This is a genomic window from Rhodococcus sp. 06-462-5, from assembly GCF_002258315.1.
In the GTDB taxonomy this organism is placed as follows: Bacteria; Actinomycetota; Actinomycetes; order Mycobacteriales; family Mycobacteriaceae; genus Rhodococcoides.
The window spans coordinates 79,820-104,782 of the sequence record NZ_NOYD01000061.1 but is presented as its reverse complement, the minus strand read 5'-3'; the positions used below and the strand labels follow the sequence as shown (position 1 = coordinate 104,782).

25 protein-coding genes are annotated in these 24,963 nt (G+C 64.3%); 17 read left to right on the top strand and 8 right to left on the bottom strand.

The genetic code is table 11. The features are described from left to right. Window positions 1–67: 67 nt before the first annotated feature. The 14 genes from CH251_RS26780 (at window position 68) to CH251_RS26715 (ending at window position 13,332) form a co-directional block, all read left to right on the top strand. Window positions 68–1,201: an acyl-CoA dehydrogenase family protein gene (locus CH251_RS26780; RefSeq protein WP_094615747.1), complete on the top strand. Its 1,134-nt coding sequence runs from the start codon at window positions 68–70 to the stop codon at window positions 1,199–1,201. A gap of 102 nt (window positions 1,202–1,303) precedes the next feature. Then, window positions 1,304–2,092: an enoyl-CoA hydratase/isomerase family protein gene (locus CH251_RS26775; RefSeq protein ID WP_032394863.1), complete on the top strand. Its 789-nt coding sequence runs from the start codon at window positions 1,304–1,306 to the stop codon at window positions 2,090–2,092. 48 nt (window positions 2,093–2,140) lie between these two features. Further along, entirely contained in the window at window positions 2,141–2,530 is a 390-nt protein-coding gene (locus CH251_RS26770; RefSeq protein ID WP_032394862.1) for a Zn-ribbon domain-containing OB-fold protein, read from the top strand. Next, complete coding sequence (locus CH251_RS26765; protein ID WP_094615746.1) at window positions 2,527–3,678, top strand: thiolase family protein; 1,152 nt, start codon at window positions 2,527–2,529, stop codon at window positions 3,676–3,678. Before CH251_RS26770 ends, CH251_RS26765 begins: the two co-directional genes overlap by 4 nt. Window positions 3,679–3,703: 25 nt before the next feature. Further along, the gene (locus CH251_RS26760; RefSeq protein ID WP_256979327.1) at window positions 3,704–4,912 is read left to right on the top strand and encodes an acyl-CoA dehydrogenase family protein; all 1,209 of its coding nucleotides are present in this window, start codon (window positions 3,704–3,706) and stop codon (window positions 4,910–4,912) included. Next, window positions 4,909–5,868 (top strand): phosphotransferase family protein, encoded by a 960-nt coding sequence (locus CH251_RS26755; protein ID WP_094615745.1) that lies wholly within the window; start codon window positions 4,909–4,911, stop codon window positions 5,866–5,868. The genes CH251_RS26760 and CH251_RS26755 overlap by 4 nt, the downstream gene beginning before the upstream one ends. A 30-nt stretch (window positions 5,869–5,898) precedes the next feature. Further along, entirely contained in the window at window positions 5,899–7,101 is a 1,203-nt protein-coding gene (locus CH251_RS26750) for an acyl-CoA dehydrogenase family protein (RefSeq protein WP_094615744.1), read from the top strand. Then, the gene (locus CH251_RS26745; RefSeq protein ID WP_094615743.1) at window positions 7,098–7,856 is read left to right on the top strand and encodes an SDR family NAD(P)-dependent oxidoreductase; all 759 of its coding nucleotides are present in this window, start codon (window positions 7,098–7,100) and stop codon (window positions 7,854–7,856) included. The genes CH251_RS26750 and CH251_RS26745 overlap by 4 nt, the downstream gene beginning before the upstream one ends. Before the next feature lie 43 nt (window positions 7,857–7,899). Continuing rightward, the gene (locus CH251_RS26740) at window positions 7,900–8,658 is read left to right on the top strand and encodes an SDR family NAD(P)-dependent oxidoreductase (protein ID WP_094615742.1); all 759 of its coding nucleotides are present in this window, start codon (window positions 7,900–7,902) and stop codon (window positions 8,656–8,658) included. Continuing rightward, window positions 8,643–9,734 carry an alcohol dehydrogenase catalytic domain-containing protein gene (locus CH251_RS26735; RefSeq protein WP_256979326.1) on the top strand — a complete coding sequence of 364 codons (1,092 nt, stop codon included), beginning with the start codon at window positions 8,643–8,645 and terminating at the stop codon, window positions 9,732–9,734. The genes CH251_RS26740 and CH251_RS26735 overlap by 16 nt, the downstream gene beginning before the upstream one ends. Continuing rightward, entirely contained in the window at window positions 9,731–11,248 is a 1,518-nt protein-coding gene (locus CH251_RS26730) for a class I adenylate-forming enzyme family protein (protein WP_094615741.1), read from the top strand. Before CH251_RS26735 ends, CH251_RS26730 begins: the two co-directional genes overlap by 4 nt. A gap of 42 nt (window positions 11,249–11,290) precedes the next feature. Beyond that, window positions 11,291–11,914 carry a TetR/AcrR family transcriptional regulator gene (locus tag CH251_RS26725; RefSeq protein WP_094615740.1) on the top strand — a complete coding sequence of 208 codons (624 nt, stop codon included), beginning with the start codon at window positions 11,291–11,293 and terminating at the stop codon, window positions 11,912–11,914. Window positions 11,915–11,983: 69 nt separating this feature from the next. Beyond that, complete coding sequence (locus CH251_RS26720) at window positions 11,984–12,319, top strand: EthD family reductase (RefSeq protein ID WP_032386456.1); 336 nt, start codon at window positions 11,984–11,986, stop codon at window positions 12,317–12,319. Then, window positions 12,316–13,332: an MBL fold metallo-hydrolase gene (locus CH251_RS26715; protein WP_094615739.1), complete on the top strand. Its 1,017-nt coding sequence runs from the start codon at window positions 12,316–12,318 to the stop codon at window positions 13,330–13,332. The genes CH251_RS26720 and CH251_RS26715 overlap by 4 nt, the downstream gene beginning before the upstream one ends. A gap of 31 nt (window positions 13,333–13,363) precedes the next feature. Here CH251_RS26715 and CH251_RS26710 read toward each other — a convergent pair whose 3' ends face one another. The 4 genes from CH251_RS26710 to CH251_RS26695 all read right to left on the bottom strand — a co-directional run bounded on the left by CH251_RS26710 (window position 13,364) and on the right by CH251_RS26695 (window position 18,135). Further along, window positions 13,364–14,128, bottom strand: a complete 765-nt coding sequence (locus CH251_RS26710) for an SDR family NAD(P)-dependent oxidoreductase (protein WP_094615738.1) — start codon at window positions 14,126–14,128, stop codon at window positions 13,364–13,366. Continuing rightward, window positions 14,125–15,849, bottom strand: coding sequence for an iron ABC transporter permease (locus CH251_RS26705; protein WP_094615737.1), 1,725 nt, complete (start codon window positions 15,847–15,849; stop codon window positions 14,125–14,127). Before CH251_RS26705 ends, CH251_RS26710 begins: the two co-directional genes overlap by 4 nt. Continuing rightward, entirely contained in the window at window positions 15,849–17,009 is a 1,161-nt protein-coding gene (locus tag CH251_RS26700) for an ABC transporter ATP-binding protein (RefSeq protein WP_094615736.1), read from the bottom strand. Before CH251_RS26700 ends, CH251_RS26705 begins: the two co-directional genes overlap by 1 nt. 85 nt (window positions 17,010–17,094) lie before the next feature. Continuing rightward, the gene (locus CH251_RS26695) at window positions 17,095–18,135 is read right to left on the bottom strand and encodes an ABC transporter substrate-binding protein (RefSeq protein WP_373454993.1); all 1,041 of its coding nucleotides are present in this window, start codon (window positions 18,133–18,135) and stop codon (window positions 17,095–17,097) included. A gap of 340 nt (window positions 18,136–18,475) precedes the next feature. Here CH251_RS26695 and CH251_RS26690 point away from each other — a divergent pair, with 340 nt between their 5' ends. From CH251_RS26690 to CH251_RS26680, 3 genes are all read left to right on the top strand, one after another. Further along, window positions 18,476–19,984, top strand: a complete 1,509-nt coding sequence (locus tag CH251_RS26690) for an acetyl-CoA acetyltransferase (protein ID WP_094615735.1) — start codon at window positions 18,476–18,478, stop codon at window positions 19,982–19,984. A gap of 40 nt (window positions 19,985–20,024) precedes the next feature. After that, window positions 20,025–20,624, top strand: coding sequence for a TetR/AcrR family transcriptional regulator (locus tag CH251_RS26685; RefSeq protein WP_094615734.1), 600 nt, complete (start codon window positions 20,025–20,027; stop codon window positions 20,622–20,624). Window positions 20,625–20,708: 84 nt separating this feature from the next. Beyond that, window positions 20,709–21,500 (top strand): enoyl-CoA hydratase-related protein, encoded by a 792-nt coding sequence (locus tag CH251_RS26680; protein ID WP_094615733.1) that lies wholly within the window; start codon window positions 20,709–20,711, stop codon window positions 21,498–21,500. Between the two features lie 18 nt (window positions 21,501–21,518). On the opposite strand, the gene CH251_RS26675 is transcribed toward CH251_RS26680, so the two are convergent. From CH251_RS26675 to CH251_RS26660, 4 genes are read right to left on the bottom strand one after another with little or no spacing between them, the layout of a single operon-like run. After that, on the bottom strand, window positions 21,519–22,808 hold the full coding sequence (locus tag CH251_RS26675; RefSeq protein WP_256979325.1) for an MFS transporter: 1,290 nt from the start codon (window positions 22,806–22,808) through the stop codon (window positions 21,519–21,521). Window positions 22,809–22,853: 45 nt separating this feature from the next. After that, entirely contained in the window at window positions 22,854–24,083 is a 1,230-nt protein-coding gene (locus CH251_RS26670; protein WP_094615731.1) for an alpha/beta hydrolase, read from the bottom strand. Then, window positions 24,080–24,325 (bottom strand): hypothetical protein, encoded by a 246-nt coding sequence (locus CH251_RS26665; RefSeq protein ID WP_094615730.1) that lies wholly within the window; start codon window positions 24,323–24,325, stop codon window positions 24,080–24,082. The genes CH251_RS26670 and CH251_RS26665 overlap by 4 nt, the downstream gene beginning before the upstream one ends. Then, window positions 24,322–24,957, bottom strand: a complete 636-nt coding sequence (locus CH251_RS26660) for a VOC family protein (RefSeq protein WP_037192410.1) — start codon at window positions 24,955–24,957, stop codon at window positions 24,322–24,324. Before CH251_RS26660 ends, CH251_RS26665 begins: the two co-directional genes overlap by 4 nt. Window positions 24,958–24,963 lie beyond the last annotated feature (6 nt).

The following is a 24,963-nucleotide window of genomic DNA, read 5'->3' as shown; positions in this document are numbered from 1 at the left end:
CCTGTTTGTCGAGGGTTCGAGCGGTTATGGTTCGAGAAAGAACTGAATTCAACTCGAGTGGAGCGACATGACCTCATCTCACCGCGACGCACAAGCCCCCTGGCCTCGCTCGGAGCCGTCGGCGTTGACGCCCGGCAGCGAACAAGCCGAAATACGCGAGGCCATCCGCGGAGTCCTCGCCAAGTACTCCACGATCGAACAGGTGCGGGCCGCTGCGGACGCTGCCCCCGGCTACTCGGTCGACCTGTGGAAACGACTGGTCACCGACATGTCGGTGACAACCCTTGCTGTTCCGGAGGAGGCCGGGGGGCTCGGTTACGGAATGGTCGAGCTGGGCATCATCCTGGAGGAATGCGGTCGCGCTCTGGCTGTCGAACCTGTCTATCAGCATGCAGCCGTAGGGGTTCGCGCGATGATGGAGGCGGGCAACTCGAACCTGCTCGACGAAATCCTCGACGGCAGGACGGTTGTGGCGGTGAGCGCACTTACCGTCGAGTCCGACGACCTCGAGGCGCTGCGAACCGGCGACGGTTGGGCTGTGAGCGGACAGGCGCGCTTTGTCGTCGGAGGTGGCGGTGCCGATCTCGTCGTCGTCAGCGCCCGCGCTCCCGAAGGGGCAGCCCTCTTCGCGGTGCCGACGAAAAGTGCATCTGCTGTGCGTGATCGACGTGTCGTCGACTCCACCAGGCGACAAGCGGATATCTCGTTCGATCGTGCCCCCGCGACGCTGTTGGTGTCGGTGGACGGAGCCGGCGACGCGATCGCACGGATACAGGATGTGGCGACTCTGGCGCTCGCGTGCGAGAACACCGGTATCGCAGACGCCCTGCTGCAGATGACGCTCGATCACGTCAAGACGCGTCATCAGTTCGGCCGCCCGATCGGCTCGTTCCAGGCGATCAAACACCGCCTCGCCGACCTGTTGATCGAACTCGAGCGTGCCCGATCGGCCGCCCGGTATGCCGCAGCGGTGCACGACGAGGATCCCGATGACGCTCGTCTGGCGATTGCCGTCGCGGGTGCGGTGTGTGGCGACGCTGCGGTACAAGTGGCCCACGAGGCCGTGCAATTGCACGGGGGAGTGGGCTTCACGTGGGAGCACGCTGCGCACAGTTACTTCCGCCGAGTTCTCGGAAACGAAGCGCTGCAGGGGGATTCGCGTGCGCACCGGGCGCGGATCGCCGATTTTCTGGCTGTGTAGACCGATTGCTGCCGTCGCGGCGGATCGGCTATTGACGCCATCGCCTCGATGATCAATACTGAAGTGAATCCAGTTCAACTTGCACTCTCGAAAGGCTGTCACATGATCGACACCGACCACATTCTGTTGGAGAAGGACGGCGACGTCGCTCGCGTCTGGCTCAACCGCCCGCACAAGAAGAACGCTGTCACGGTGGAGCTGCTGCATCGTCTGGACGAGATCATCGTCGAGGTGGACAACGACCCCAATCTGAAGGTTCTCGTCCTGCGCGGTGTGCAGAACCAGTTCTGCTCCGGCTTCGACCTCGACGAGTTGCTGTCGGACTTCGTCGGCACCACCAACGCCATGGATGTCGCTGTGCTGTCGGCAAAGGTGTGCGATCGCCTGTACTCCATGAACACCCCCTCCGTTGCGGTGCTCGAGGGCTACGTCACCGCCGGCGGGTTCGAGTTGATGATCTCGTGTGACTTCGCCGTCGCTGCGGAGTCCGCCAAGATCGGCGACTTCCACATTCGCCGTGCACTCTTCGGCGGCGCGGGCCCCATCTACCGCCTCCCGCGCATGATCGGCATCCGCAAGACGAAGGAGCTGATGCTCACCGGCAAGCTCCTCAGTGGCCAGGAAGCCGTCGACTTCGACCTGATCAATGCCTGCGCACCGGAAGCCGAGCTCGACCAGCTGGTCGCAGACTTCGTGGCCCCGCTCGTCGACAAGAGCCCATTCATGATGAAGCTGACCAAGATGTGCATCGACCGCGGTCTGGATGCGGACATCCAGTCGCTGATGGTCATGGAGCATCTCGCAGTCGGCAATGCGCTCCAGTCCGAGGACGGCAAGGAGGGCGTCACCGCATTCCTCGAGAAGCGTGAGCCCAAGTGGGTCGGGCGCTGATCCGCACCACGTCCGCGTTCTGACCGAACAGCCCGAAAGGCAGCATCAATGGAGCAGGCAACGGCCGTCGCACTCGAGGGCAGCAGGTGCACTGTGTGCAGTACCGTGGCTTTCCCCGCGAGTGCGATGTGCAGCAGGTGTGCCACACCCACTGCGGAGAACATCACGTTGAGTACGCGAGGAACACTGTGGGCCTTCACGATTCAGCGGTTTGCGCCCAAGTCTCCTCCCTACGTGCCGCCGGTCGGCGGGTTCGTTCCCTTCGCAGTCGGCTACGTGGAACTGCCAGAGGGCATCAAGATCGAAGCGATCATCGACTGTGAGAGCTTCGACGAACTGGATGGGGCACCGGTGCGTCTGACGTCCACCGCGCCGGTGCCCCGATTCGCTGTCGACGCGCTCGGCACGCAACCGGAATCGACAGGAATGACGCAGTGACACAGAAAGTTTCGATCATCGGTGCCGGTCTGTCCAAATTCGGACGTCAGCCAGGAGTGTCCGGTCGTCAGATGGCTGTGACGGCGATCGGCAACGCGTTACACGATGCAGGTCTGACCTGGCCGGACGTCCAGGTCGCGTTCGGTGGCAGTGACGGCTCGGGTCTCGCCGATACTCTCGTCGCCGAACTGGGCTTCACCGGAATACCGTTCACCAACGTCAAGAACGGTTGCGCAACAGGCGGAAGCGCATTGTTCTCGGCCGTCAACGCCGTGCGCTCGGGCTCTGCGGATGTAGCGCTCGCAGTCGGTTTCGACAAACACCCGCGTGGTGCGTTCGACCCACGACCGGCGGAGTGGGGACTACCCAACGGCTACGGCGAGGCCGGTCTGATGGTCACCACCCAGTTCTTCGGTGCCAAGATCTCCCGCTACATGCGTCAGCACGACATCTCGAGTCGGACGCTGGCCCTGGTCGCCGAAAAGGCCTACCGCAATGGCGTTCTCAACCCCAACGCCTGGCGTCGCGAGGCCATGGATGCCACGACGATCGCCGAAGCCGACATGGTCAACGATCCACTCACGCGGTACATGTTCTGCTCACCGGGTGAGGGAGCAGCCGCGATCGTCGTGGCCGGCGAGGACTACGTCGCGCGAGCCGCCGGTCGGCCGATCGAGATCGCCGCTATCACCCACCGGACCCGCCGGTTCGGGTCCTTCGAGGTCTTCAGCCCCTCCGTTCAGGGCGACGGCGAACCCACCAGTGTGAGTGCCGACGCAGCACGTGCGGCCTTCGAGCAGGCCGGCATCGGTCCGGGCGACGTCGACGTCGCGCAGCTGCAGGACACCGAGAGCGGTGCCGAAATCATGCACATGGCCGAATGCGGGTTCTGTGAGCCCGGCGAGCAGGAAGCCCTGATCGCGGCTGGGGAAACCGACATCGGCGGGCGCCTGCCGATCAACACCGACGGTGGCTGCATCGCGAACGGTGAACCCATCGGAGCCTCCGGTCTTCGCCAGGTGCACGAGATCGTGACTCAGCTCCGTAACGAAGCCGGCGAGCGTCAAGTGCCGGGCGATCCGCGTGTCGGCTTCACCCATGTGTACGGCGCGCCGGGCATCAGTGCCTGCACCGTACTGACGGTCTGACCCGAGACGAACCAGAGGTAATGCAGTGACACAACAAACGATTCCGGACATCCTCGAATTCGGCGAGCAGGCAACAGCGTGGCTGAAATCCGTTGCCGCGCCGCGCACCGACTCCGCGTGGGGAGACGGGCCGGATACGGTCGCGGTCTTCGAGAATTGGACCGCAGAGGAAGAGCAGGCGCACACGGACGAGATTGCCGCGTACGAGCAGGCGAAATTCGACGCGGGGTGGGGCGCGTTGAACTCACCGGTCGAGTACGGTGGCCGCGATCTGCCACTGTCGTACGTACTTGCCTTCCGTCGCGTCGAGGACATGTTCGACGTGCCCAAGAGGACCGAGATGTTCTCTGTCACGCAACAGTTGGTCGCACCCACCGTCGCGCAGTGGGGAACCGAGGAGCAACGGGACAGGTTCGTTCGTGCCATGCTTCGGGCCGACGTCATCGCATGTCAGTTGTTCTCCGAGACCGAGGCCGGGTCGGACCTGGCTGCGGTTCGGACACGAGCAACCCAGGCAGTGGACGGCTCGTGGACGATCGACGGGCACAAGGTGTGGACGTCGGGTGCGCGGGTAGCCGACTACGGAGTGGCCTTGTGCCGAACCGATTCCACCGTCGCCAAGCACGCCGGTCTGACCATGTTCCTGATCCCGATGGACGCCTCGGGGGTCGACGTACGTCCCATTCGGCAGATGACCGGGGGCAGCTCCTTCAACGAGGTGTACCTCGACGGGGTGCACCTGCGCGACGACCTTCGGCTTGGCCCGGTCGGGAAGGGCTGGCAGGTTGCCCTGACGGTGCTTGCGGCCGAACGCTTGGACGGCGGTAACCTCGGTCTGGCGAACGCGGATCGTGCTGTGGCGCTTGCTCAGAACCTCGGCCGCGAGCTGACCGAGATCGAGCGTGACGCCGTGGCCGATCTGGTGACGCGTAGTTTCGTGCAGCGAATCGGCAACATGAGAGTGGCCGGTGCTGTCATCGCCGGCAACGATCCAGGTCCGGAAGCGTCACTGGGAAAGCTTTTGGCCACCGACACCATGGCGAGGACCTCCGAGGTCGCACGCCTGCTGCTCGGTCGTGAAATGACGTCCGACTCGGGAAGGTGGGGCACGTTCGCGTGGTCCGAGCATCTACTCGGGGCCCCGGGCTATCGAATTGCAGGCGGTACCGACGAGATTCAGCACAACATCATCGCCGAGCGTGTGCTCGGTCTGCCGAGAGAGCCGCGACCATGACCGAATCCTCCCTGCGCACACGGGTGACCGCGGCGCTCGACGCCGAGCTCGGCGTCACCGTCAGCACGTTCGAGCCGCTCCTCGGCGGACACTCGGGACTGACGTATCGAGTGGGGACGTCCGGCGGCGACTTCGTCGTCAAAGCAGTCCCGGAAGGGCAGCGCTCGGTCGGACGGCACGACATGCTCCGGCAGGCCTCGATTCTGCGTGCCCTGGCCGACACCGAGGTGCCGGTACCGGCGATCGTTGCGGTCGACGAGCAGCAACCGGCGTGGTTCGCTATGGAGCTCGTCGTCGGTGAGTCGCTCGAACCGGTACTCGACGACCCCGAGGTGGAACCGAGTATCGCGGCCGCGCGAATGCGTCGAGCCGCGGAGGTGCTGCCGGCGTTGCATTCCGTGCCGCTCGCGGACATCCCCGATGCGGGCGACATCCTCTCGCCGGCAGACGAATTGGATCGGTGGTCCAAAACGCTTGCTGCGGTTCCAGTGGAACTCGTGGAGGGTGCCGACGAGTTGGTTCGACTGCTCCGCCGAGACATTCCGGCGGCGATCACACCGACACTCGTCCACGGGGACTACCGGTTGGGAAACATCATTTCCGACGGTCTCGAACCGGCAGCTCTGATCGACTGGGAGATCTGGAGCGCAGGTGATCCACGCGTCGAATTGGGATGGTTTCTGGTATTCGCCGACGGCACCAACTTTCCCGGGGTCGGCCGCGACGTGCCCGGTCTGCCCAGTACCGACGAACTCATCTCCTGCTACACCGGGAGCGGCCAGGCGCTGCCGGACATGACGTGGTTCGACGCCCTGGGACGGTTGAAGATGGCAGCGATCATGGGCCACAACCTGCGTCGGCATCGCGAAGGTCGCCACATCGACCCGGATCAGGAAAAGCTGCCCGCAACCATTCGCAGGTTGATCGACACCGGCACGGCACTGCTCGCGCGCTGACGCCCCATCACTCGACAGGAGCACACGGAAGTGGACTTTTCCTACTCACAACGAACGGCCGAATTGTCGGCCACGCTCGAGACATTCATGAACGACCACGTCTACCCGGCCGAGAGTGTCTACGACGCTCAGATCGCCGCGAACGACAATCCGCACGAGCAACCGCAGATCATGCGGGATCTGCAGGCACGCGCACGTGAACTCGGGCTGTGGAACCTGTTCATGACCCACGACGACCTCGGTGCGGGACTGACCAATCTCGAATATGCGCCGCTCGCCGAGATCGTCGGCCGTTCCATCATCGGGAACGAGGCGATCAACTGCTCTGCACCCGATACCGGCAACATGGAAATTCTGGCCATGTACGGCACGGAGGAGCAGAAGGAACAATGGCTGAAGCCGCTGTTGGACTGCACCATTCGATCTGCCTTCGCCATGACCGAACCCGATGTGGCCAGCTCCGACGCCACCAACATCACCTCGACCATCACCCGTGACGGGGACGAGTACGTCGTCAACGGCCGAAAGTGGTACACCTCCGGCGTTCTCGATCCGGACTGCAAGCTCATGATCTTCATGGGGAAGTCGGACCCGGACAGTTCCACCTACCGCCGGCAGAGCATGATTCTGGTTCCCGCCGACGCTCCCGGCGTAGAGGTGGTGCGCGACCTGCCCATGTTCGGGTTCCAGGATCGTCTGGGGCACGGCGAAGTTCAGTTCACCGACGTGCGAGTGCCCGCCGCCAACATGCTGGGGGAGGAGGGCGACGGATTCGCCATCGCGCAGGGCCGACTCGGCCCCGGACGCATGCACTACGCCATGCGGGCGATCGGCATGGCCGAGCGTGCTCTCGAAATGATGTGTCGGCGCTCGCTCGCTCGGCAGGCGTTCGGAGGACCGTTGTCCGATCAAGGTGTGGTGCGTGAGTGGATTGCACGCAGCCGTCTGGAGATCGACCAGATCCGGTTGCTGGTGTTGAAGTCGGCATGGTTGATGGACACTCGCGGAAATGCGTCGGCCCGTTCGGAAGTGGCCGCCATCAAGGTGGCAGCGATGGAAGTTGCCCACAAGGTCGTCGACCGAGCGGTGCAGACCTACGGCGCGGCCGGAGTCAGCAACGACACCATTCTCGCTCGGCTCTACGCCATCACCCGAGCTCTGCAGATTGCCGACGGCCCCAACGAGGTCCACCTGCGGACCATCGCTCGACTCGAGGTGAAGAGGTACACATGAGTACATCGAATTTGACCGGCAAGGTCGCACTGGTGACAGGAGCGAGCCGAGGGCTCGGTCTGGCGATCGCACGCGGCCTGAAGGACGCAGGCGCGACGGTCATCGTGTCCAGCCGCAAGCTCGACGCTTGCGAGAGCGCAGTGGCGAGCTTGGGTGATTCGGGCCCGGGCAGCGCCCACCCGTACGCGCTTCACGTCGGGCACTGGGACAGCATCGAACCGGCCGTCGACGACATCATTTCGCGATTCGGGAGCTTGGACATCGTCGTCAACAATGCCGGGATCGCGCCGCTGGCCGAGAACCTGGTATCGGTCACCGAGGGATTGTGGGACAAGACGATAGAGGTCAATCTCAAGGGTCCGTTCCGGTTGATGGCAGTGGCCGGGGACCGGATGGTTGCTGCGGGAGGTGGGTCCATCGTCAACATCTCCAGTATCGGTGCCGAGCGGCCCAGCCCGCCCGAGGCGATGTATGCGGCGGCCAAGAACGGGCTCAATGCCCTGACCCGAGCGTTTGCCCAGGAATACGCGCCCACCGTGCGCGTCAATTGTGTGATGCCGGGCGGTTTCGCCACCGACATGTCCGAGAACTGGGACGAGGAGTTCATCGGCAAGATCGTCGACCGGCTTCCGGCCGGAAGGCTGGGGCGGCCCGAGGAGATCGCCGGCTTGATCACCCACTTGGCCTCCGACGACGCCGGGTACACGACGGGTGCGATCATTCCGGTCGACGGCGGTCGTACCTCCGTGTACTGACCGATCACTCCTATTGTCCGACAATCAGTTTGGAAGTGGACACATGACTCAGGACATGTTCTCGCTGACCGGTCGCGTCGCGGTGGTCACCGGTGCCTCGTCGGGGCTCGGCCTCGGTTTCGCCCGGGCCCTCGCCGCGGCCGGTGCCACGGTGTACGCCGCCGCGCGGCGGCTCGACCGGCTGGAAGCGTTGTCGGCCGAAATTCCGGCCATCGTGCCCGTTCGGTGCGACGTCACCGACGACGACGACCGGCGAACTCTGGTCGATCGTTGCTTCGACGAAACCGGCCGGCTCGACGTCGTGATCAACAACGCGGGCAAGCCCGGTCCTCCCAACGCCGAGGACGAGACACTGGACGGTTTCCAGTCCATCCTCGACGTCAACCTGATCGCCGGGTTCCATCTGGCCACCTATGCGGTGAGCAAGATCCCGAGCGGTACCGCGGCCTCGATCATCAATATCTCGTCGGTGATCGGGCTGGTGTCCACTGCGCCGATCGGCGGTGCCAGTTACGCGGCGTCGAAGGCAGGCACGCTCGGCCTCACTCGTGAACTGGCCGGTCAGTGGGGTCGACGAGGCATTCGCGTCAACGCCGTGGTGCCGGGGTGGTTCGATACCGAGATGACCGATGGCCTGTTCACCAACGACAAGTCCGCAGGGTGGGTGCGGCGGAACACCATGCTCGGACGCGGCGGCGTCGACGGCGAGATCGACGGTGCCGTGCTGTTTCTGGCCTCGGACGCCAGCTCCTACATGACCGGTCAGACCCTGGTGGTCGACGGCGGATGGACTGCTCGCTGATGTTGGCCGTGCAGGTCCTTCAGTGGGGGAGCACACCGGCGTTCCAGGAGGTGCCGGACCCGGTGCCGACCGGGCACGAACTTCTGATCCAGGTGGACGCAGCCGGACTGTGCGGATCCGATCTGCACGTGATGAACTCGAGCGCAGAGACTTTCGACTACGACCTGCCGCTGACGCTGGGGCACGAAGTGGCCGGAACGGCCGTCTCGGCGGGACCGTCGGCAGACCCTTCCTGGATCGGTCGCGCCGTGGTCGTACACGGAATCTGGAGCTGCGGAACGTGCCCGAACTGTCTGCGGGGCAGAGAGAACTACTGTCGCAGCCTCGCTCGGCGTGGGGACGGCCGGCTGGCCCCCATCGGAAACGGTCTGGGGTACCCGGGCGGCATCGCAGAGCTGATGCTGGTGCCGTCCGAGCGCGTACTGGTTCCGATCGGTGATCTCGATCCTCTCGGTGCCGCGCCTCTGGCGGACGCGGCGCTGACCGCGTATCACGCCATTCGCACCAACTCTGCCGTGATCGACGACCGAAGCAACGTGGTCGTGATCGGAGTCGGTGGTCTCGGCCACCTTGCCTTGCAGATCCTGCGCACCATGGGCGTGCCGCACATCATCGCAATCGACTCCAAGGCCGACGCCGCTGCCCTGGCCGAGTCCTCGGGAGCGCACGAGTTCTACGAGTCCGTTTCCGCTGCGACGCAACGGCTCAGGGCACTGGACGGGGCAGATCTCGTCCTCGACTTCGTCGGCGCGCCCACCACGACCGCCCCGGCGGCCGCCCTGCTGCGCTCCGGGGGTTCTGTCGTGGTGGTAGGCAGCGCCGGCGGCCGACTGACAGTCGGGAAGGATGTCGGTCTGGCCGCAGGATGGACGGTGGATGCACCGTTCTGGGGTACGCGTGCCGATCTCGAAGCCGTTGTCGCACTGGCGCAGGACGGTCTGCTGCGCGCCGAAATCACCACCTTCCCCTTCACCGAGGCGATCTCTGCCTACGACCGGTTGCGGGACGGATCCGTTACCGGCCGAGCAGTTCTCGACATGAGCGCATCACGTACCAGGAAAGAGTCACACCAGTGAAACGGCTTGCCCGCGAGATGGTCACCCGCGCCGAACAGACCCCCGATGCCATCGCAGTCGTCGACGAGGACGGCAGCCACACGATTCGGACCGTGGTCGAGGCGGCGACATCCCTCGCCGACGTGTTCGGCGGGATCGACCCCAGCCCACCGACCGTGGTGATTCAGGCCGACAACACCTGGGGCACCGTGGCGGCTGCCCTCGGTGTCGGTCTCGCCGGCGGTGTGGTCGCGGTGGTCAGCCCGCACGCAACGGAGTCGGAGTTCGCGCTGGCACTCGAGGACATCAGACCGGACGTCGTCGTGGGAACGCCCGAGGCCCTTCGTCATTGGGGTGTGCCCGACGAGCAATTTCCCGTGGACAAGCCCGCCTTCGGCTCGTACCGCGTACGAGCGAAGAGTGGTGCGTTCGCCTCTGTCGCGCGATGGAACGGAGGTGATGCGATCGCGATGACCTCGGGTTCGACCGGCCGGCCCAAGTGCGTGGTGCAATCGGAGGACGCGATCAGATATGCGTCTCGATCCACCATCGATGCCGTCGGCCTCCGCCCGGGAGAGGCGATCGGTGCCTTCGTTCCGCTGTCGTCGGTTGCCGCATTCTGCTTCGGAATGTATCTGCCTGCGCTACTGGGAGGTCCGATGGTCGCCATCGGGAAGTGGTCCCCGGAGGCGGCTCTGCGGGCAGCGAAGGAGCACCGGATTGCCTGGACGATGCTGGTACCGACCATGGCGCTACAGCTCTCGGTCGCACCGAACTCCGAAGGCGCACTGGACACGATGCGCGCCATGACGGTCGGCGGGGGTCCGATGAACGAGCGCGCGCTCGCCAAGGCCGAACAGTGGTTGCACACCACGTTCCTCCGCGTGTTCGGAATGTCCGAGTGCTTGGGCCACACGACACCTGCTCTCGACGACGTGGTGTCGGTCCGCCTCGGACGCGACGGTCGGCCGTTTCCCGGCACCACCGTGCGAGCCGTCGACTCGGACGGCAATCCGCTCCGTGCGGACGATATCGGTGCCGCCCAGGTCAAGGGCCCGTCGCTGTTCGTCGGGTACGCCCGGGCCGGGACTCCGGTCCCGCCCGAGCTGACGCCCGACGGATTTCTACCGACCGGTGACCTGGTGGAGGTCGCTTCGGACGGCTCGATTCGCGTCATGGGTCGGCAGAAACAGATCATCATTCGCGGTGGCCGCAACATCGACATCAACGAGGTCGAGTCGGCGATCGCCTCGCTGCAGTCCGTCGTGCAGGTCTGTGTCGTACCGGTACCGGACGACCTGCTGGGGGAGCGCGCAGCAGCGCTCGTGGTCACCGGTGGTGAGGAGCTCGAACTCGAGGACGTCACCGCGCAGTTGGCCAAGGACGACTTTCCCAAGTCGAAGTGGCCGGAATACGTGTTCACCGTCGCCGACTTACCGCAGAATCGAGTCGGAAAATTGTCCCGGCCCGATGCGACGGCACTGGCCAGGCAGCTCGCGGCCGCAACTGACTCGAATTCACATCGAAAAATGTAAACTCGATCGAGGCCAGAACTCGTTCTATCAGTAGGGGCAACCATGACCGTAGGCACCGACGTCCGGCGCGAAAGCCCGCGGTCCAAGCGAACGCGAATTCTGACGGCAGCAATAGACCAGTTCGGCAAAGTGGGATACGAGCACACCAAGTGGGCGTCCATCGCCGACGAGGTCGGTATCGGTCAGACTGCGCTCTATCACTACTTCGAGTCCAAGGCGCACTGCCTGCTGACGATCATGCGCATCGAACTCGCCGACTCCGCCGCCCGCTTCGTGGCGGCCACCGACGGCGTCACGCACGCCGAGGATGCACTGCGCGGGGCGATTGCCGCGTCATTGGCGGCATCTCCTCAGGACGCCTTGGCGCGTCGTATTCTGCACAATCACATGGACCTCCTGGCGACCGAACGCCAGTCCGCGAAGGAAGAGGCCGAGCGAGTCGAATGCCGCGCACTCGTTCAACGGATCGAGCGGGATTGGACCGCGTTGGTCGGCCGGGGAATCGAGGCGGGGCAGTTCGCGGAGTCGAATCCGACCATGTCCGCCCGGCTGGTGCTGGCCCTGGTGGTCAGTGTGTGGCGGTGGTATCGCCCCGACGGGCGCCTGACGATCGACGAGATCACCGCGCTGGTCACGGACGCGGCCATCCGCGTCGTACGTAAGTAGCGCCCGCGAGCGGCGTCTGCACCGGCTCTCGTTGTCACTGAAACTGAACAGAATTCACTTAGGAGAAGAATGTACAACCTGGTACTCGTTGCCGCCCGTCCGGAAGAGTGGACTCACGAGCAGTTCATCACGTGGTGGCGCGGCGAGCACGCCGACGTCACGTATCCCCTGCCCGGCTTGCTCCGCTGGCAGCACACCGAACTACTCGAAGCATTCGGGAGCAAATCACAAGGGTGGGACGGCTTGTCGGTGCTCAGCTTCGAGTCGCGCGACGCGCTCGAGGCCGCCCTGGCCAGTGACGAGTGGAAAGCCGCCGTCGATCACGTCGGGACCATGGGTGGCCGACGGATGATGTGGTACGGCGACGAGAAGACGATGGTGCCCCTCGCGAGCGACGCGGGATGACGTCGTCGTGGGCCGACCCAGGCTGCTTCGAGGTGGCAGACGGCGTTCATCGAGTTCCTCTGCAGATGCCCCAGGACGGCCTGCGTGCGATCAATGTGTATGTGCTGGAGAGTCATTCCGGTCTGGTCCTGATCGACGGCGGGTGGCACCGTGCCTCCACCCACGACGAGCTCGTCGACGCCTTGTCTCGCATCGGACGTCGGCCGTCCGAGATTCGCGACGTGTACGTCACCCACGTGCATCGTGATCACTACACGTTCGCCGTGGAGTTGCGTCGTCGATACGGGACCCGAGTGCATCTCGGTGCCGCCGAGGCGCCGGGCATAGAAGCGATGGGTCGATTGCGCAGCAACGTTCCGGTCAGCTCGATCCGCGAGCTCGAGCGAGCCGGCGCGGTCGAGATCGCTCGCACCGCGTTGGAAAACGGGACGGCCGAACCCTTCGACGCCTCGGACTGGGAGCTACCGGACGCATGGTTGCAGCCCGGTTCCCTCGACATTCCCGGCCATGCGGTAGTCGCTGCACACACTCCCGGACATACCAAGGGTCACATGGTGTTTCACGACGCAGACCGGAACCTGTGCTACACCGGAGACCACGTGCTGCCCACCATCACACCCTCGATCGGGTTCGAGCTGGGGGAGTGGGACCTCCCGCTGGCCAAGTACCTGACCTCCCTGACCGTGATGCTCGACGAACCGGACCGGACGATGCTGCCGTCGCACGGCCATCCGGGTGGGGGCGTGCACGAGCGTTGCCGACAGTTGCTCGCGCACCACGATCGACGCCTCGCCGCTACCGAGAGCGCCGTCGAATCTGCCGGTCGCGCAACCGGGTTGGACGTGGCATCCGCTCTGATGTGGACCCGACACGATCGATCCTTCGCCACCCTGGACAGCTTCAACCAGATGGTGGCGACCTGCGAGACGCTTGCGCACCTGGACGTTCTGGTTCAGCGCGGCAGGCTGTCGGCGCAGACCTCCAACGGGGTGGACTTCTTCACCACCTACTGAAGTATCGTCGCCGACAGCCCTGCCGGATCGATCAGTCGCAGGTCCAGCCGCCGTCGACGTACAGCTCGGTCCCGGTGACGAACGTGGAGTCGTCCCCGGCCAGAAAGGCAACGGCAGCAGCCACTTCGGCCCCGGTTCCCAATCGACCCATCGGGGTGTGCGCGATCATGGCGGCGTGCCGTTCGGACCCCTCGTAGCGTTCGAGCAGCTGCGCCGTGCCGATGAAGCCGGGGTGGATGGAGTTGACGCGGACACCTTTGGTGGCCCAGTGCAGGGCTGCATTCTTGGTCATGGTGCGCACAGCGCCTTTGGCCGCGGCGTAGGCGAAGCTGTTGCCGAGGCCGCCGACGCTGCCGAGGATGGAACAGATGTTGACGATGGAGCCTCCGCCCGACCGTTCGACATATGCACCCGCGTGCTTCATTCCGAGCCACGTCCCCGTCTGACTGACTTCGACGACTCGGTTGTATCGGTCGAGATCCTCGTCGACGACGGTTCCCAGGCTACCGATGGCACCGTTGTTCACCACGGCGTCGAGCCGGCCGTACTGCGCGGCCACGGCCTCGACAGCGGTGTGCCACTGATCTTCTCGGGTGATGTCGAGGGCGATCGGGAGATGGCGTTCGCTGTCGGCCCGGTCGGCCACGAGTGCGGAACATGCGGCCCCGTCGACGTCGGTCACCACGAGCACCGCGCCTTCCGAGGCCAGCCGCTCGGCGATCGCGGTACCGATCCCTCCGGTTGCGCCGGTGACCAGAACGACCTTGTCCTGGAGCCGGGACTGCCCGCCCGTCACAGCTTGCTGAGCACGTTGCGGCCGCCGACGAGCATCGCCGCGGCGACACCGATCGTGGTGACGGCAGTCATGAGCAAGGCCATCGCGGCGACGAGCGGATAGGAGCCGTTCTGCCACATGTCGAACAGCAACGTGCCCATCACCTGGGTCGTCGACGCTCGCACGAGAAGCGATGCAGCGAACTCATGGGTCAGCAGAATGAACATCAGCGCGACCGCACTGAGGATCGTCGGACGCATCAGCGGCAACATGATTCGGAGATTCGTCACGAACGGGGACGCACCACTGGTGGCCGACGCCTCGGTGTACGTGTTGCCGAGTGACAGCATGGCCGTCATCTGCATCCTCGTCGAGAAGGGAAGCATCAGCACGATGTACACGAGGATGATCACCGTTCTGGTTCCGTAGAGGATCAACGGCGGCTCGGTGTACGTGAGCAGGAATCCGACGCCGAAGATCACGGCCGGGATGCCGAGAGGCAGTGCGGTCATGAGGTCTGCGATCAGCGCGAGAATCCTGAACCGACGACCGCGGACGAGAAGGTTTGCCATCAGGTATCCGAGCGGAATGCAGATCGCGACTGCCCCCAGCGAGGTCAGTACACTGGTCAGGACCGACTCCACCACCGCCGTCGTATCCATCAATGCCCGAAAGTTGTCCAGCGTCAACAGACTCAGCGACAACGATCCCGACCAGTACGGCGTCAACGAGACGATGATCAGACCCACCAGCGGAATGACCAAGGCGAAGAGCGCGAACACGACGATGGTGACCGTGGCCCACGTGGCTTTACCGGTGGAGGGAGCGAATGCCTTGCCGCCGTGCGTGACGAAGCGAGTCTGGTTGCCCAGCAACGCCTTCTGCGCCAGCACCAGTACCAGTCCGAAGATCACCAGCGGAGAACCCGCGGCCGCTGCCGCCGCGAAGTCCGACGGGGACTCCGACACCCGGCGGTACATCTCGGTGGTCAGCACCTTGACGCCGGTGTTCGCACCCAACAGGAGAGGGCCGGTGAACTGGCCGAGTCCGAGGAGCAGCGCGATGCCGCCGCCGTAGATGAGGGACGGTCGAAGCAACGGGAGGACGATCTTGAAAAAGATTCCCACCGTGGACGATCCGCTGACCTGGGCCGCTTCGAGGTGCTCGGAGCTGATGTTCTGCATGCCGGAACTGACGAACAGGTATACGAACGACGTCAGACCGAAGCCGGTGAGGACGATGATCCACGGGACGGTGTACACGTCGATCGGGCCACTGTCCGATCCGCTCCACCACGGCAACAGTCGAAGGAGAACATTGAGGTAACCGGGCCCGGGGGAGAGCAGGAATGCCCACCCCACCACGCTCGCTACCGCCGGCATCACGATCGGCAGGATGGGGATGACGCGAAGCCAACCGAGCTTGGCAGGAAGCCTGCTCGCAGCGAAGGCGAGCAGCGTTCCCAGGACCATCGCGATGACCAACGAACCCAGCGCCAACGCCACCGTGGTTCGAAGGGTGACGCCGATGTCGAAGCGGCCGTACTGACTTCGGTATCCGGCAGCTCCGTCTTCGAACGCGAGCATCTGCAGACGCACCATCGGGAGTACGACCAGGTAGGCCAACACGGCGAGAACGGCGGCGTACCCGATTCGCGCCCGCCAATTCGGCGAAATCGTCAGTGAGCGCTTGCCGGCCGTCTCGGTTGACTCGGGACGTTCGACGTCGACGAGCGTTGCCATCACGCGGTCTTTCCCGCGGAACCGACGAGCTCGGAGCTCGCGGCCGACGACGCGTCGGGCAGCGCGAACACCCGCAGACACGACGGCGCGAAGCTGACGAGTACCGGCTGTCCGGGCTTGCTGCGCCGCAGGGCCGCACTGTGTTCGGCGGCCACAGCGCGCAGTGTCAGCTGCTCGTCGCCGGTCTTGACCGCCACGTCGAAGTACCGACCGCCGTATTCGTACGTCACGAGTTCTGCGTGCAGGGCAATGTTTCCGGTCGGCACCTGCTCGGCAGTGTCGTGCAACAGCACGTCGTCCGGCCGGAACCTGGCCACCGCGCGAGTGCCCTCGTCGGCACGCTCTCGGATCGTTGCAGTCCGTAGGTCGATGACGTCGGATCCGCTGGTGACCCAGCCGCCGTGGCCGCGGTGGAGTTCGAGTCGATTGCCCATTCCGATGAACGCGGCGACGTATTCCGATGCCGGGTTCTCGAAGACGTGCTCGGGCTCGTCGTACTGCTCGATCTTCCCGGCCTTCATGATTGCGAGTCGGTCGCCGAGAGCGAACGCCTCGGACTGGTCGTGAGTGACGAACACAGCGGTGAAACCGAGCTGTTGGTGCAATTGGTGAATCTGCGATCGAACCTGATCTCGCAGGCGCGCATCGAGATTGCTCAGGGGCTCGTCGAACAACACCAGATCCGGTTGCGCCACGAGCCCGCGAGCGACCGCGACACGTTGCTGCTGGCCGCCGCTGAGCTGCGAGGGGTACCGGTCGAGCAAAGCACCGCAATCGACCATGTTCGCGGCCGTCTCGACCGCACCGTCGGCTATTGCCTTCTTCAGTTTGCGCACCGTCAACGGGTATCGGATGTTCTCGGCGACCGTCATATGTGGCCACAGTGCATACGACTGGAACACCATGCCGATGTTTCGCTTGTGCGCGGGGACATGAACTTTCGACGCCGCGTCGAACACCGTCCGACCCGCGAACGAGATCGAACCACCCTGCGGGGTCTCCAGCCCGGCGAGGCACCGCAAGGTCGTGGTCTTGCCGCAACCGCTCGGACCGAGCAGGACCAGAAATTCGCCCTGCTCGATCTCGAGGTCGAGACTGTCGACGACGACGTTGGCACCATAGGTCTTCGTCAGTCCGGAGACCGCGAATCGAGAGGTCATTGCGTACTCACTTTCGGAGTATTGGTGTTTCGTGGCTGCCACAGTGCATTTCGTGCGCCGAGGCGACGTCGGGAGCAGTAGAGGTTCAGCCCTGGAACAGGGTCTGCCATTCCTGGGAGTATTGGTCGACCTTCTCGGGAGTCAGTTCGTCGATGTCGGGAGATGCGATGTCCTGAGCTCGCGCGACCGCACCCTCGATGTCGGGAAGGACCGCTGCATATCCGCCGTTCAACGCCTGCTGCCCCTCGGCGGTCACCATGAAGTCGGCAAGCACCTGTGCTGCATTGGGGTGTTGCGAGGCGCTGAGAACCTCCGAGTACCAGGGTGTTCCCCACGGCTTGTCGGGCAGAGCCCAATCGACCGGTGCGCCTGCGGCAACCTCGGTGACGAGCGGCTGCACCATGGGACTGACCGTCACCTCACCGGAGGTGAGGGCCTGCGCCACTGCGAGTGCGCTGGGGTACACCCGCGGCGAGAGTTCGGCGATCTGGTTCCAGTAGTCCGCCCCGAAGTTCTTGGCGTAGTACTTGTACAGATCCACGTACGACGCGAATCCGGTGGGGTTCACGATGCCGATCTTGCCCTGGAACTTCGGGTCGATCAGGTCTTCGGGTGCGCTGACTCCGTCCGGGACGGCCGCAGTGTTCCAACCCAGCCCGAATACCGCAGCACTGGTCAAGAAAAATCGATCGTTCATCACGCTCTTGGCCGGATCGAACGCTGCCGCATCGAGATCGGGGCCCACGAGTTCGGTCGAGAACTTTCCGGACTCGGCGGCGTTCTGAATCCACGACGCGTCGGTCGTCATGTGGACGTCGGCGATACCGGTCCCGGTTCGGTTCTCCGTCTCGACCCTGGGGTTGATCTCCGAGTCGGTGCCACGCACGTATTCCATGTCGATCTCCGGGTATTTCGCCTCGAAAGCTGCTGTCAGAGCATCGAGATTGGCCGGCTTCTGGCTCGAGTAGAGCATGACGCTGCCCTCCTCGTTCGCGGCAGCGATCACTGCGTCCCAATCGCCCTCGACCGGAGCGGATGCGGAGGAAGACGACCCCCCGCATGCGGTGAGGCCCACCAACGCAGCCGTCGCCGCCACGGCAACCATCGTCGTCCTGAACTTGTTCATGCCTGGGTTCCTTTCGGGGCACGTCGATGACTTCCCGCGGACTCGGCGAGTCGTCGTATGACGTTGAGTCGGTCGACATCCGATCGCCGACTCGATGTGCGAGTTCGAACCAACCGCAACTCTGTCAAACTGAACTGATGTCAGTTTGAAAGATAGCCGCCGGTGCCTGTGATGTCAATCACCAGGTAAGGCGCATGGGGAGTTGATACGCAGAGCGTCCGAACTCGGTCCGAGCCGCCGAAAACGAACCGTCGGGCCGATCGAATCCTCCGGTTACGGGTGTGGCGTTGGCGATCGGCGGGCGGATTGCAGACAGCTTCTGTCTGTATATGCTGTGAGAATGTCCATCACTGCGGAGCGCGTCCCGGTCATCGTGGGCGTGGGTGACCTGAAATTCACAGGTGCCGGGCCTTCACAGAGCGCCATCGAACCTCTCGAGCTCGTTCTGCGCGCTGTGGACGCAGCGATCGACGACGCCGGCGGACACGGCCTGAAAGAGAAGCTCGACGCTGTGCACGCTGTTCGCACCACGAGCTGGAATTACGACGACCTTCCGTCCCTGGTTGCCGAGCGGCTGGGCGTCACCCTCACATCCAGTTCGACCAGCACGATCGGTGGGCACCACCCGGCGCGCCTACTCGACCAGCTAGGCCGAGATATCGCCGAGGGGCGTAGCACTGCAGCACTGGTGGTGGGCGGCGAGGCGCAGGCCTCCGTCCGTGCTCTGACGAAGGCGGGTGTGGACCCCGGCGAATCGGGTTGGACCACCGCACCGGGAGGCCCTCCGTCGTTCTCGCCCGAGGACCTCGGCAGCGCCGAAATGCAGCGAGCAGGAATCTTGGCACCGGTACAGATCTACCCGCTCTTTGCCAACGCCCGCGCCCACAGCCGTGGATTGACCCCCGAACAGGCTCTGCGCGAATCGGCCGACATGTACTCTCGTTTCTCGGCAATCGCGGCCGAACATCCCGTTGCCTGGAGCCCGGTCTTTCGCACGCCGGAGGACATCGGCACTGTTTCTGCGTCGAACCGGTCTGTGTCCGATTGCTATCCACTATCGATGAACGCCATGCCGTTCGTCGACCAAGCAGCTGCGGTCATGGTCTGTTCGCTGGCGGCCGCTCGCGAGGCCGGTGTTGCAGAGGATCGGATGGTGTACCTGTGGGGTGGTGCGGGTGCGGTCGACAATCCGGATGTGTTGGCGCGCCCGGTGTTCGACGACGCCCCGGCTCTCCGCGCGGCCGTGCAACGCGCTCTGTCGAGGGCCGATCTCACCAGCGCGAACCTCGCATTCGTCGACGCGTACAGCTGCTTCCCGATCGTGCCGGAGCTTCTGGCCGACGAGCTCGGTCTGGCCGAGGGGTCGACTCCCACCGTCCTGGGCGGACATTCGTTCTTCGGTGGGCCGCTGAGCAGCTACTCGCTCCACGCCGTTGCGGAGTCGACGCGGCTTCTGCGAAAGAACTCCGGAGTCGCGTTGGTTCATGCCAACGGCGGCTACCTGACGTATCAGCATGCGGTGCTGCTGTCCACGACGGCTCACCGCGATGGGTACATCGGCGACCCGGAGCCGGTGGATTCCTCGGGCACGCCGGCACATGTTGCGCACGGCTACTCGGGCAAGGCGACGATCGAGACCGCTACGGTCACGTGCGACCGTAGCGGTCTGCCGGAGCAAGCGTTCGTCGTTGCATCAACAGAAGACGGGGCGCGGGTGGCGGGCCGAGCCGGACGCGAATTCGCAGCGAGGCTCCACGACCTCGTGTCCGGGCGGAACGAATCGACAATCGGACGCCGAATCGACTTGGTGGACAACGAGGGGAACCTTGCCGTGGACTTCTGCAGCTGAGCGTCGCGTTCGGTCGGCAGACGAGTGAGAGGATGCAGTCATGTCTCAGGAGTCTTCGCGCGGACCAGGACGGCCCCGTGACGTGGACATGGAGGATCGCGTGTATGCCGCTGTGCTCGAGGTGTATTGGGAAACCAGTTGGCGAGGCTTCACCTTCGATGCAGTTGCGCGGCGGGCCAAGGTCGGCAGGGCCGCGCTCTATCGCCGCTGGGCCGACAAGGAAGAGCTACTGGTTCAAGCGCTCGAAGCCCGGTCGCCGCTGTCCACGCCGATCGACACCGGATCGGTCCGCGGGGACCTGATCGAACTCGCGGAGCAATTGGCCGTGGGCTACGGAGAGCTCTCCGGCTTGGTCTCATTGCGGGTGACTCTCGACGCGATGGTGAATCCGGACCTGTTGTCGCATCTCACCGACACTCTCAATCAGAGCCGCCTGGTCACTACCCGACGCATCGTCCGCCGCGCGATTCTGAGAGGAGAACTACCGGAGGGCACGTCGACGACTTTGCTGCTCGAACTCGTGACGGGAGCGGTGTTGGCGCGCGCACTGTTCGCGCAAGCGCACGCAGGCGCGAGAGGTCGCGCCGCCGTGAACCACTCGAAATTGATCGTCGACACCGTCCTGCGAGCGTTGAGCTAGCGAATAGACGACCGAACCATTGCAGACAGTGAATGTCTGAATTAGTGTTATCGGGTCTCACGGCCCGAAGAAACGAGGATCGACGTGTCCGAAGTGGTACTCACCGAAGTGCGGGGACACACCCTCGTCGTCACCATCGATCGCCCGGAGGCAGCCAACAGCATCAACGCCGATGTACATCGCGGTTTGGGTGAGGCCTGGGAGCTCGCCCAGAACACCGACGATATTCGAGTGGTGGTGTTGACGGGAGCGGGCGACAAAGTCTTCTGTGCCGGAGCGGATCTGAAGGCGCTCGGAACGGCCGGACCCGCCGGTGTGACTCCACCGGACACCGCGCACTGGGGCTTCGCCGGAATCGTCAAGCACCACATCACGAAGCCGGTGATCTGCGCGGTGAACGGCAGTGCACTCGGTGGTGGGACCGAACTTGCATTGGCCGGCGATCTCGTTGTCGCTGCGGATACTTCGAGCTTCGGCCTGCCCGAGGTCAAACGAGGTCTCATCGCCGGAGCAGGCGGAGTATTCAGATTGACCACGGCACTGCCGCGTGCTGTCGCGCTGGAGCTACTGCTGACGGGGACCGCCATGAGCGCACAGGATGCGCTTCGGTGGGGATTGGTCAACCGGGTCGTTCCTCAGCCCGATGTGCTGAGCGCTGCTCTTGCCCTCGCCGACGTCATCGCCGCGAACGCACCGCTCGCGGTTCAGGCGAGCAAGCGCGTCGCTCGCGGAATCAGTGACGGCGCGATCGAGACGGAAGCGCGCAGCTGGGAGCTCAGCGAACAGGCCCTGGACTCACTGAGCCGTTCGGCGGACACCATAGAGGGAATCATGGCCTTCATGCAGAAGCGCGATCCGATATGGACCGGCAAGTGAATCCCATCATCAGCGGAATCATCTTGCGTCAGGTGCATGCAGTCGACCTTCCGACGTCGACGCCTGGCCGCTACGCAGCTTTCGTCCCGTCGGAATCAGGATCGTCACCCCGGCTCCGATGATTGCAGGCAAGGCGAAAGCCAGAAGCTGAGTGCTGGTTCCGGCACCGGCGGCGACGAACAGTCCGCCGTAAGTGGGACCCACAATTGCGCCCAATCGCCCCACCGCCAGTGCGACGCCCAGCCCTGTGGTCCGACACGACACGGGGTAGTAACCACCGATGAAGGTGTTCAGCAGGATCTGCGTCCCGGTCGTACCCATTCCTGCGATCAGCACCAGAACGTACACGATCCCGATCGGGGGAGTGGTCGCGATCAATGCCAACGACACCGCTGCACACAGGAATCCGAGGGTGGTCACCGGTTTGATACCGAACCGATCGGCCAGGTAAGCACCGCCGAGCGCACCTACTGCACCGCCCACATTGAGTACCAGCAGGAAGGACAGCGCTGCTCCGAGCGGGTACCCGGCCGATCGCATCACAGCGGGCAACCAGGTCGCGACACCGAACAACACGAGCAGGCACAGCAGGGTCATCACCCAGAAGGACAATGTCACTCGCGCTCGGCTCGCGGTGAACAGTGCACCGATTCCGCGATCCGTCGATGTCGGGTCACCATCGGAATTCTCCACTGTTTCCTCGAGTCCGTAGCGCATCGAGATCGACTGTGCGACAGCGCTCCTGCCTCGTGAGGTCAGGAAGGCCGGAGATTCGGGGAGATATCCGACCATCATCGGCAGAATCAACAACGCCGGGATCATTCCTGCTGCGAACATTGCTCGGAAGCCGAACGCCGGGACGAGCCACAGCGACAAGATCCCCGCCGCGATACCGCCGACACTGGTGCCCACGAAGCCCAGTGCGACCGTTCGTGCCCTCGTCTCCAGGCGGGAGAATTCGATCAGCATCGATGCAGCGGTCGGCATCAACACTCCTGCTCCTACGCCGACCACGAATCGTGCTGCTCCGAAGATCTCGGGTGAGGGTGCAATCGCACAGCATCCCATTGCGGCCGAGAACAACGCGACCGCGGCGATCAAGGCCCGTCGCCTACCCCAGCGATCCGCGACGCTGCCCGCGGCGAGGGCTCCGATCAGCATGCCGACACCCACCACCGATCCGAGTACCCCGACGGTCGCCGGATCCAGATCCCACGGCTCGTACGCCAGGAGCGACGGAACCACCGTTCCGTACATCAGAAGGTCGTACCCCTCCAGCGTCAGCGCCGCCAGACAGAGTGCGACCACGGGAGAAAAAGTGTTACGTGACATGGATTTCCGCTCGCAGGAGGGTCAGATGAAGTGTTCGGACAACCAGGTACCGATGTCGGCGGCGGCCAGAGAAGCGCCGGTGGGCGCGCCGTCGCGAATGGGGCCGCCGAAGTGGGTGCCCTCGATCGCCACGCGGGTCTTGTCGACCGAGCCGAGAGCCTCGACCATCCTCGACGCGTCCTCCGGGAAACACGCCTGATCGCCGGTCAGTTCGACGAACAACGACGGGACCGTCACCGACGGTGCGCACCGAACGAAGTCGGCGTTGGAGCTCAGACCGGACCACGTCGACAACCAGGCATCGGGCGTGGACAGGCGCGCGAATCCGACGAGCCCGTAATTCGTCAGATCCGGCCGTCGGCCGAACAGTGAACCGTAGGGTCGGGCGTTGGGGCTCAGTGACAGGTCGGTGAACCGGAGGTCGGCGTCGGTGCGATAGACGGTCAATATGCGCGGTGCCAACGCATCTCGACGGTCGGCAGGATCACCGCTTGTCTTGAAACGCCGTCGGGCGTCGGATGCTTCGGTGACCCGTGATCGCGCGAGTCCGTCCAGCCGAGCGACGCGCTCGCGTTGCGCGGTGCGATATCGGCCGACAAAAGCCTCCGAATACGAAGAGCTTTCGGGTGCGTCGACGAATCCGTTGGCTGCAGCGAAGGGGTCGAGCGACGGGTCGATGGACATGGGGTCGGATTCGTCGACGACGGACGGATCGATCAGTCGCAGCAGCAGCGCGCCCTGTCCGGGGTGCGGGGCCATGAAGATCGCTCCATCCGGCACCGGCATGTCCGCGGATGCGAGGTCGATCGGCCGACCGGACGGGGTGGCCGTCAGTCGATGCTCCGGCGCGAGACCGGCCTGCTCGTGATAGAACGCGAACAGTGTGCCTCCACCGGAGTGTCCCAGTGTCACAACGTGATCGAACGAGCGTGAGCGGAGGAACACCTGCCCGGCGGCTGCGTCGAGCAATGCCTGCTCGTGTACCAGGGAGATGTCGTTGTTCACCGAACGTGTTCCCTGAGTCCACACCGCATATCCGCGGGCGAGCAGCTCGGGCACGAGAACGTGATGCGTCAGGTCCTGTCTCGGGTGCATCAAGGCAACGACTGTCTCGGCACCAGGGACCGTGCGCAACACACCGCTGACCTTGGCACCGTCCGCGGTGGTGAGCTCGTGCGCCGAGGTGACGGTGCTGCTCGGTGCCTCGGCGGCGTCGATGTAGCGACCGGCCCCGAGTCGGGCCAGAGTCATGATGCCTCGACGCGCAGAGCGTCTTTGTCCCACTGCGTGATTCGAGAGTCGGACAGGCCCGAGACACTGCTGTACCAGACTGCGTGCCTGCATCCGGTGGCCCGACGATCGATCACGATCTCCCCGTCCGAGACTATGCGGAAGTACGGGCCGACGTGGTCGACGCGCACGGCCGGATCGACGTCCGCAACCGACGCGATCGTCGTGTTCTCCGGAATGTCGAGGACATACAACGTGGTCACGACACCCCCACCTCGTTCTCGGCCGACCAGTCGGCCGCACGTTCGACGATCAACTCGGCCTTGCGGGTCAACAGGTTCGCCATACTCGGGTCGGGTCCGCGAACGACGTCGATCAGGGCGTCGATCGTCAGATTCGCGTCGAGATCTTCCTGCGGCGTGACCGGACGCATCGCGCGGGTGAGCTCGATCATGTAGCCGTTGGGATCGTGGGTGTAGATGGACTCGATCGTCTCGTGCTGAATCTGCATCTCCACGGGCCAGTCGCTGCCGTCGAGCCGTCGTCGATACTCCATCAGGTCTTCTTCGCTGTCGACGTGAATCGCCAGGTGACGCGAGCGAATGAAGAAGATCGGTACGTCCTCGGCGAAACGTGAATACGAATCACCCTGTGGTCCACCGTCGAACGGTTCGAGACCGAAGTAGTAGAAGAACGCGAGACGGTCGTCGTTGCCGATGTCGAAGAAGAAGTGGATGAAATCGGGGTGCTTCTCCGGGCCCCACCCTGCTGCGCAGATGGAATGGACGACGGGGAAGCCGAGAACGTCACGATAGAACTCGACCGTCGCCGCCGGATCGAATGTGGGGTAGGCGACGTGGTCGACGCCCCGAACCTTGTGTGGCAAGTCGGACATGGAGAT

Coding starts and splice junctions, on each gene's coding strand:
- CH251_RS26720 (WP_032386456.1), top strand. CDS start 11,984: ATGTACAACCTGGTACTCGTTGCCGCCCGTCCGGAAGAGTGGACTCAC.
- CH251_RS26670 (WP_094615731.1), bottom strand. CDS start 24,083: ATGACTCTGGCCCGACTCGGGGCCGGTCGCTACATCGACGCCGCCGAG.
- CH251_RS26700 (WP_094615736.1), bottom strand. CDS start 17,009: ATGACCTCTCGATTCGCGGTCTCCGGACTGACGAAGACCTATGGTGCC.
- CH251_RS26735 (WP_256979326.1), top strand. CDS start 8,643: ATGGACTGCTCGCTGATGTTGGCCGTGCAGGTCCTTCAGTGGGGGAGC.
- CH251_RS26780 (WP_094615747.1), top strand. CDS start 68: ATGACCTCATCTCACCGCGACGCACAAGCCCCCTGGCCTCGCTCGGAG.
- CH251_RS26715 (WP_094615739.1), top strand. CDS start 12,316: ATGACGTCGTCGTGGGCCGACCCAGGCTGCTTCGAGGTGGCAGACGGC.
- CH251_RS26685 (WP_094615734.1), top strand. CDS start 20,025: ATGTCTCAGGAGTCTTCGCGCGGACCAGGACGGCCCCGTGACGTGGAC.
- CH251_RS26660 (WP_037192410.1), bottom strand. CDS start 24,957: ATGTCCGACTTGCCACACAAGGTTCGGGGCGTCGACCACGTCGCCTAC.
- CH251_RS26705 (WP_094615737.1), bottom strand. CDS start 15,849: ATGGCAACGCTCGTCGACGTCGAACGTCCCGAGTCAACCGAGACGGCC.
- CH251_RS26695 (WP_373454993.1), bottom strand. CDS start 18,135: ATGAACAAGTTCAGGACGACGATGGTTGCCGTGGCGGCGACGGCTGCG.
- CH251_RS26690 (WP_094615735.1), top strand. CDS start 18,476: ATGTCCATCACTGCGGAGCGCGTCCCGGTCATCGTGGGCGTGGGTGAC.
- CH251_RS26775 (WP_032394863.1), top strand. CDS start 1,304: ATGATCGACACCGACCACATTCTGTTGGAGAAGGACGGCGACGTCGCT.
- CH251_RS26770 (WP_032394862.1), top strand. CDS start 2,141: ATGGAGCAGGCAACGGCCGTCGCACTCGAGGGCAGCAGGTGCACTGTG.
- CH251_RS26755 (WP_094615745.1), top strand. CDS start 4,909: ATGACCGAATCCTCCCTGCGCACACGGGTGACCGCGGCGCTCGACGCC.
- CH251_RS26740 (WP_094615742.1), top strand. CDS start 7,900: ATGACTCAGGACATGTTCTCGCTGACCGGTCGCGTCGCGGTGGTCACC.
- CH251_RS26745 (WP_094615743.1), top strand. CDS start 7,098: ATGAGTACATCGAATTTGACCGGCAAGGTCGCACTGGTGACAGGAGCG.
- CH251_RS26725 (WP_094615740.1), top strand. CDS start 11,291: ATGACCGTAGGCACCGACGTCCGGCGCGAAAGCCCGCGGTCCAAGCGA.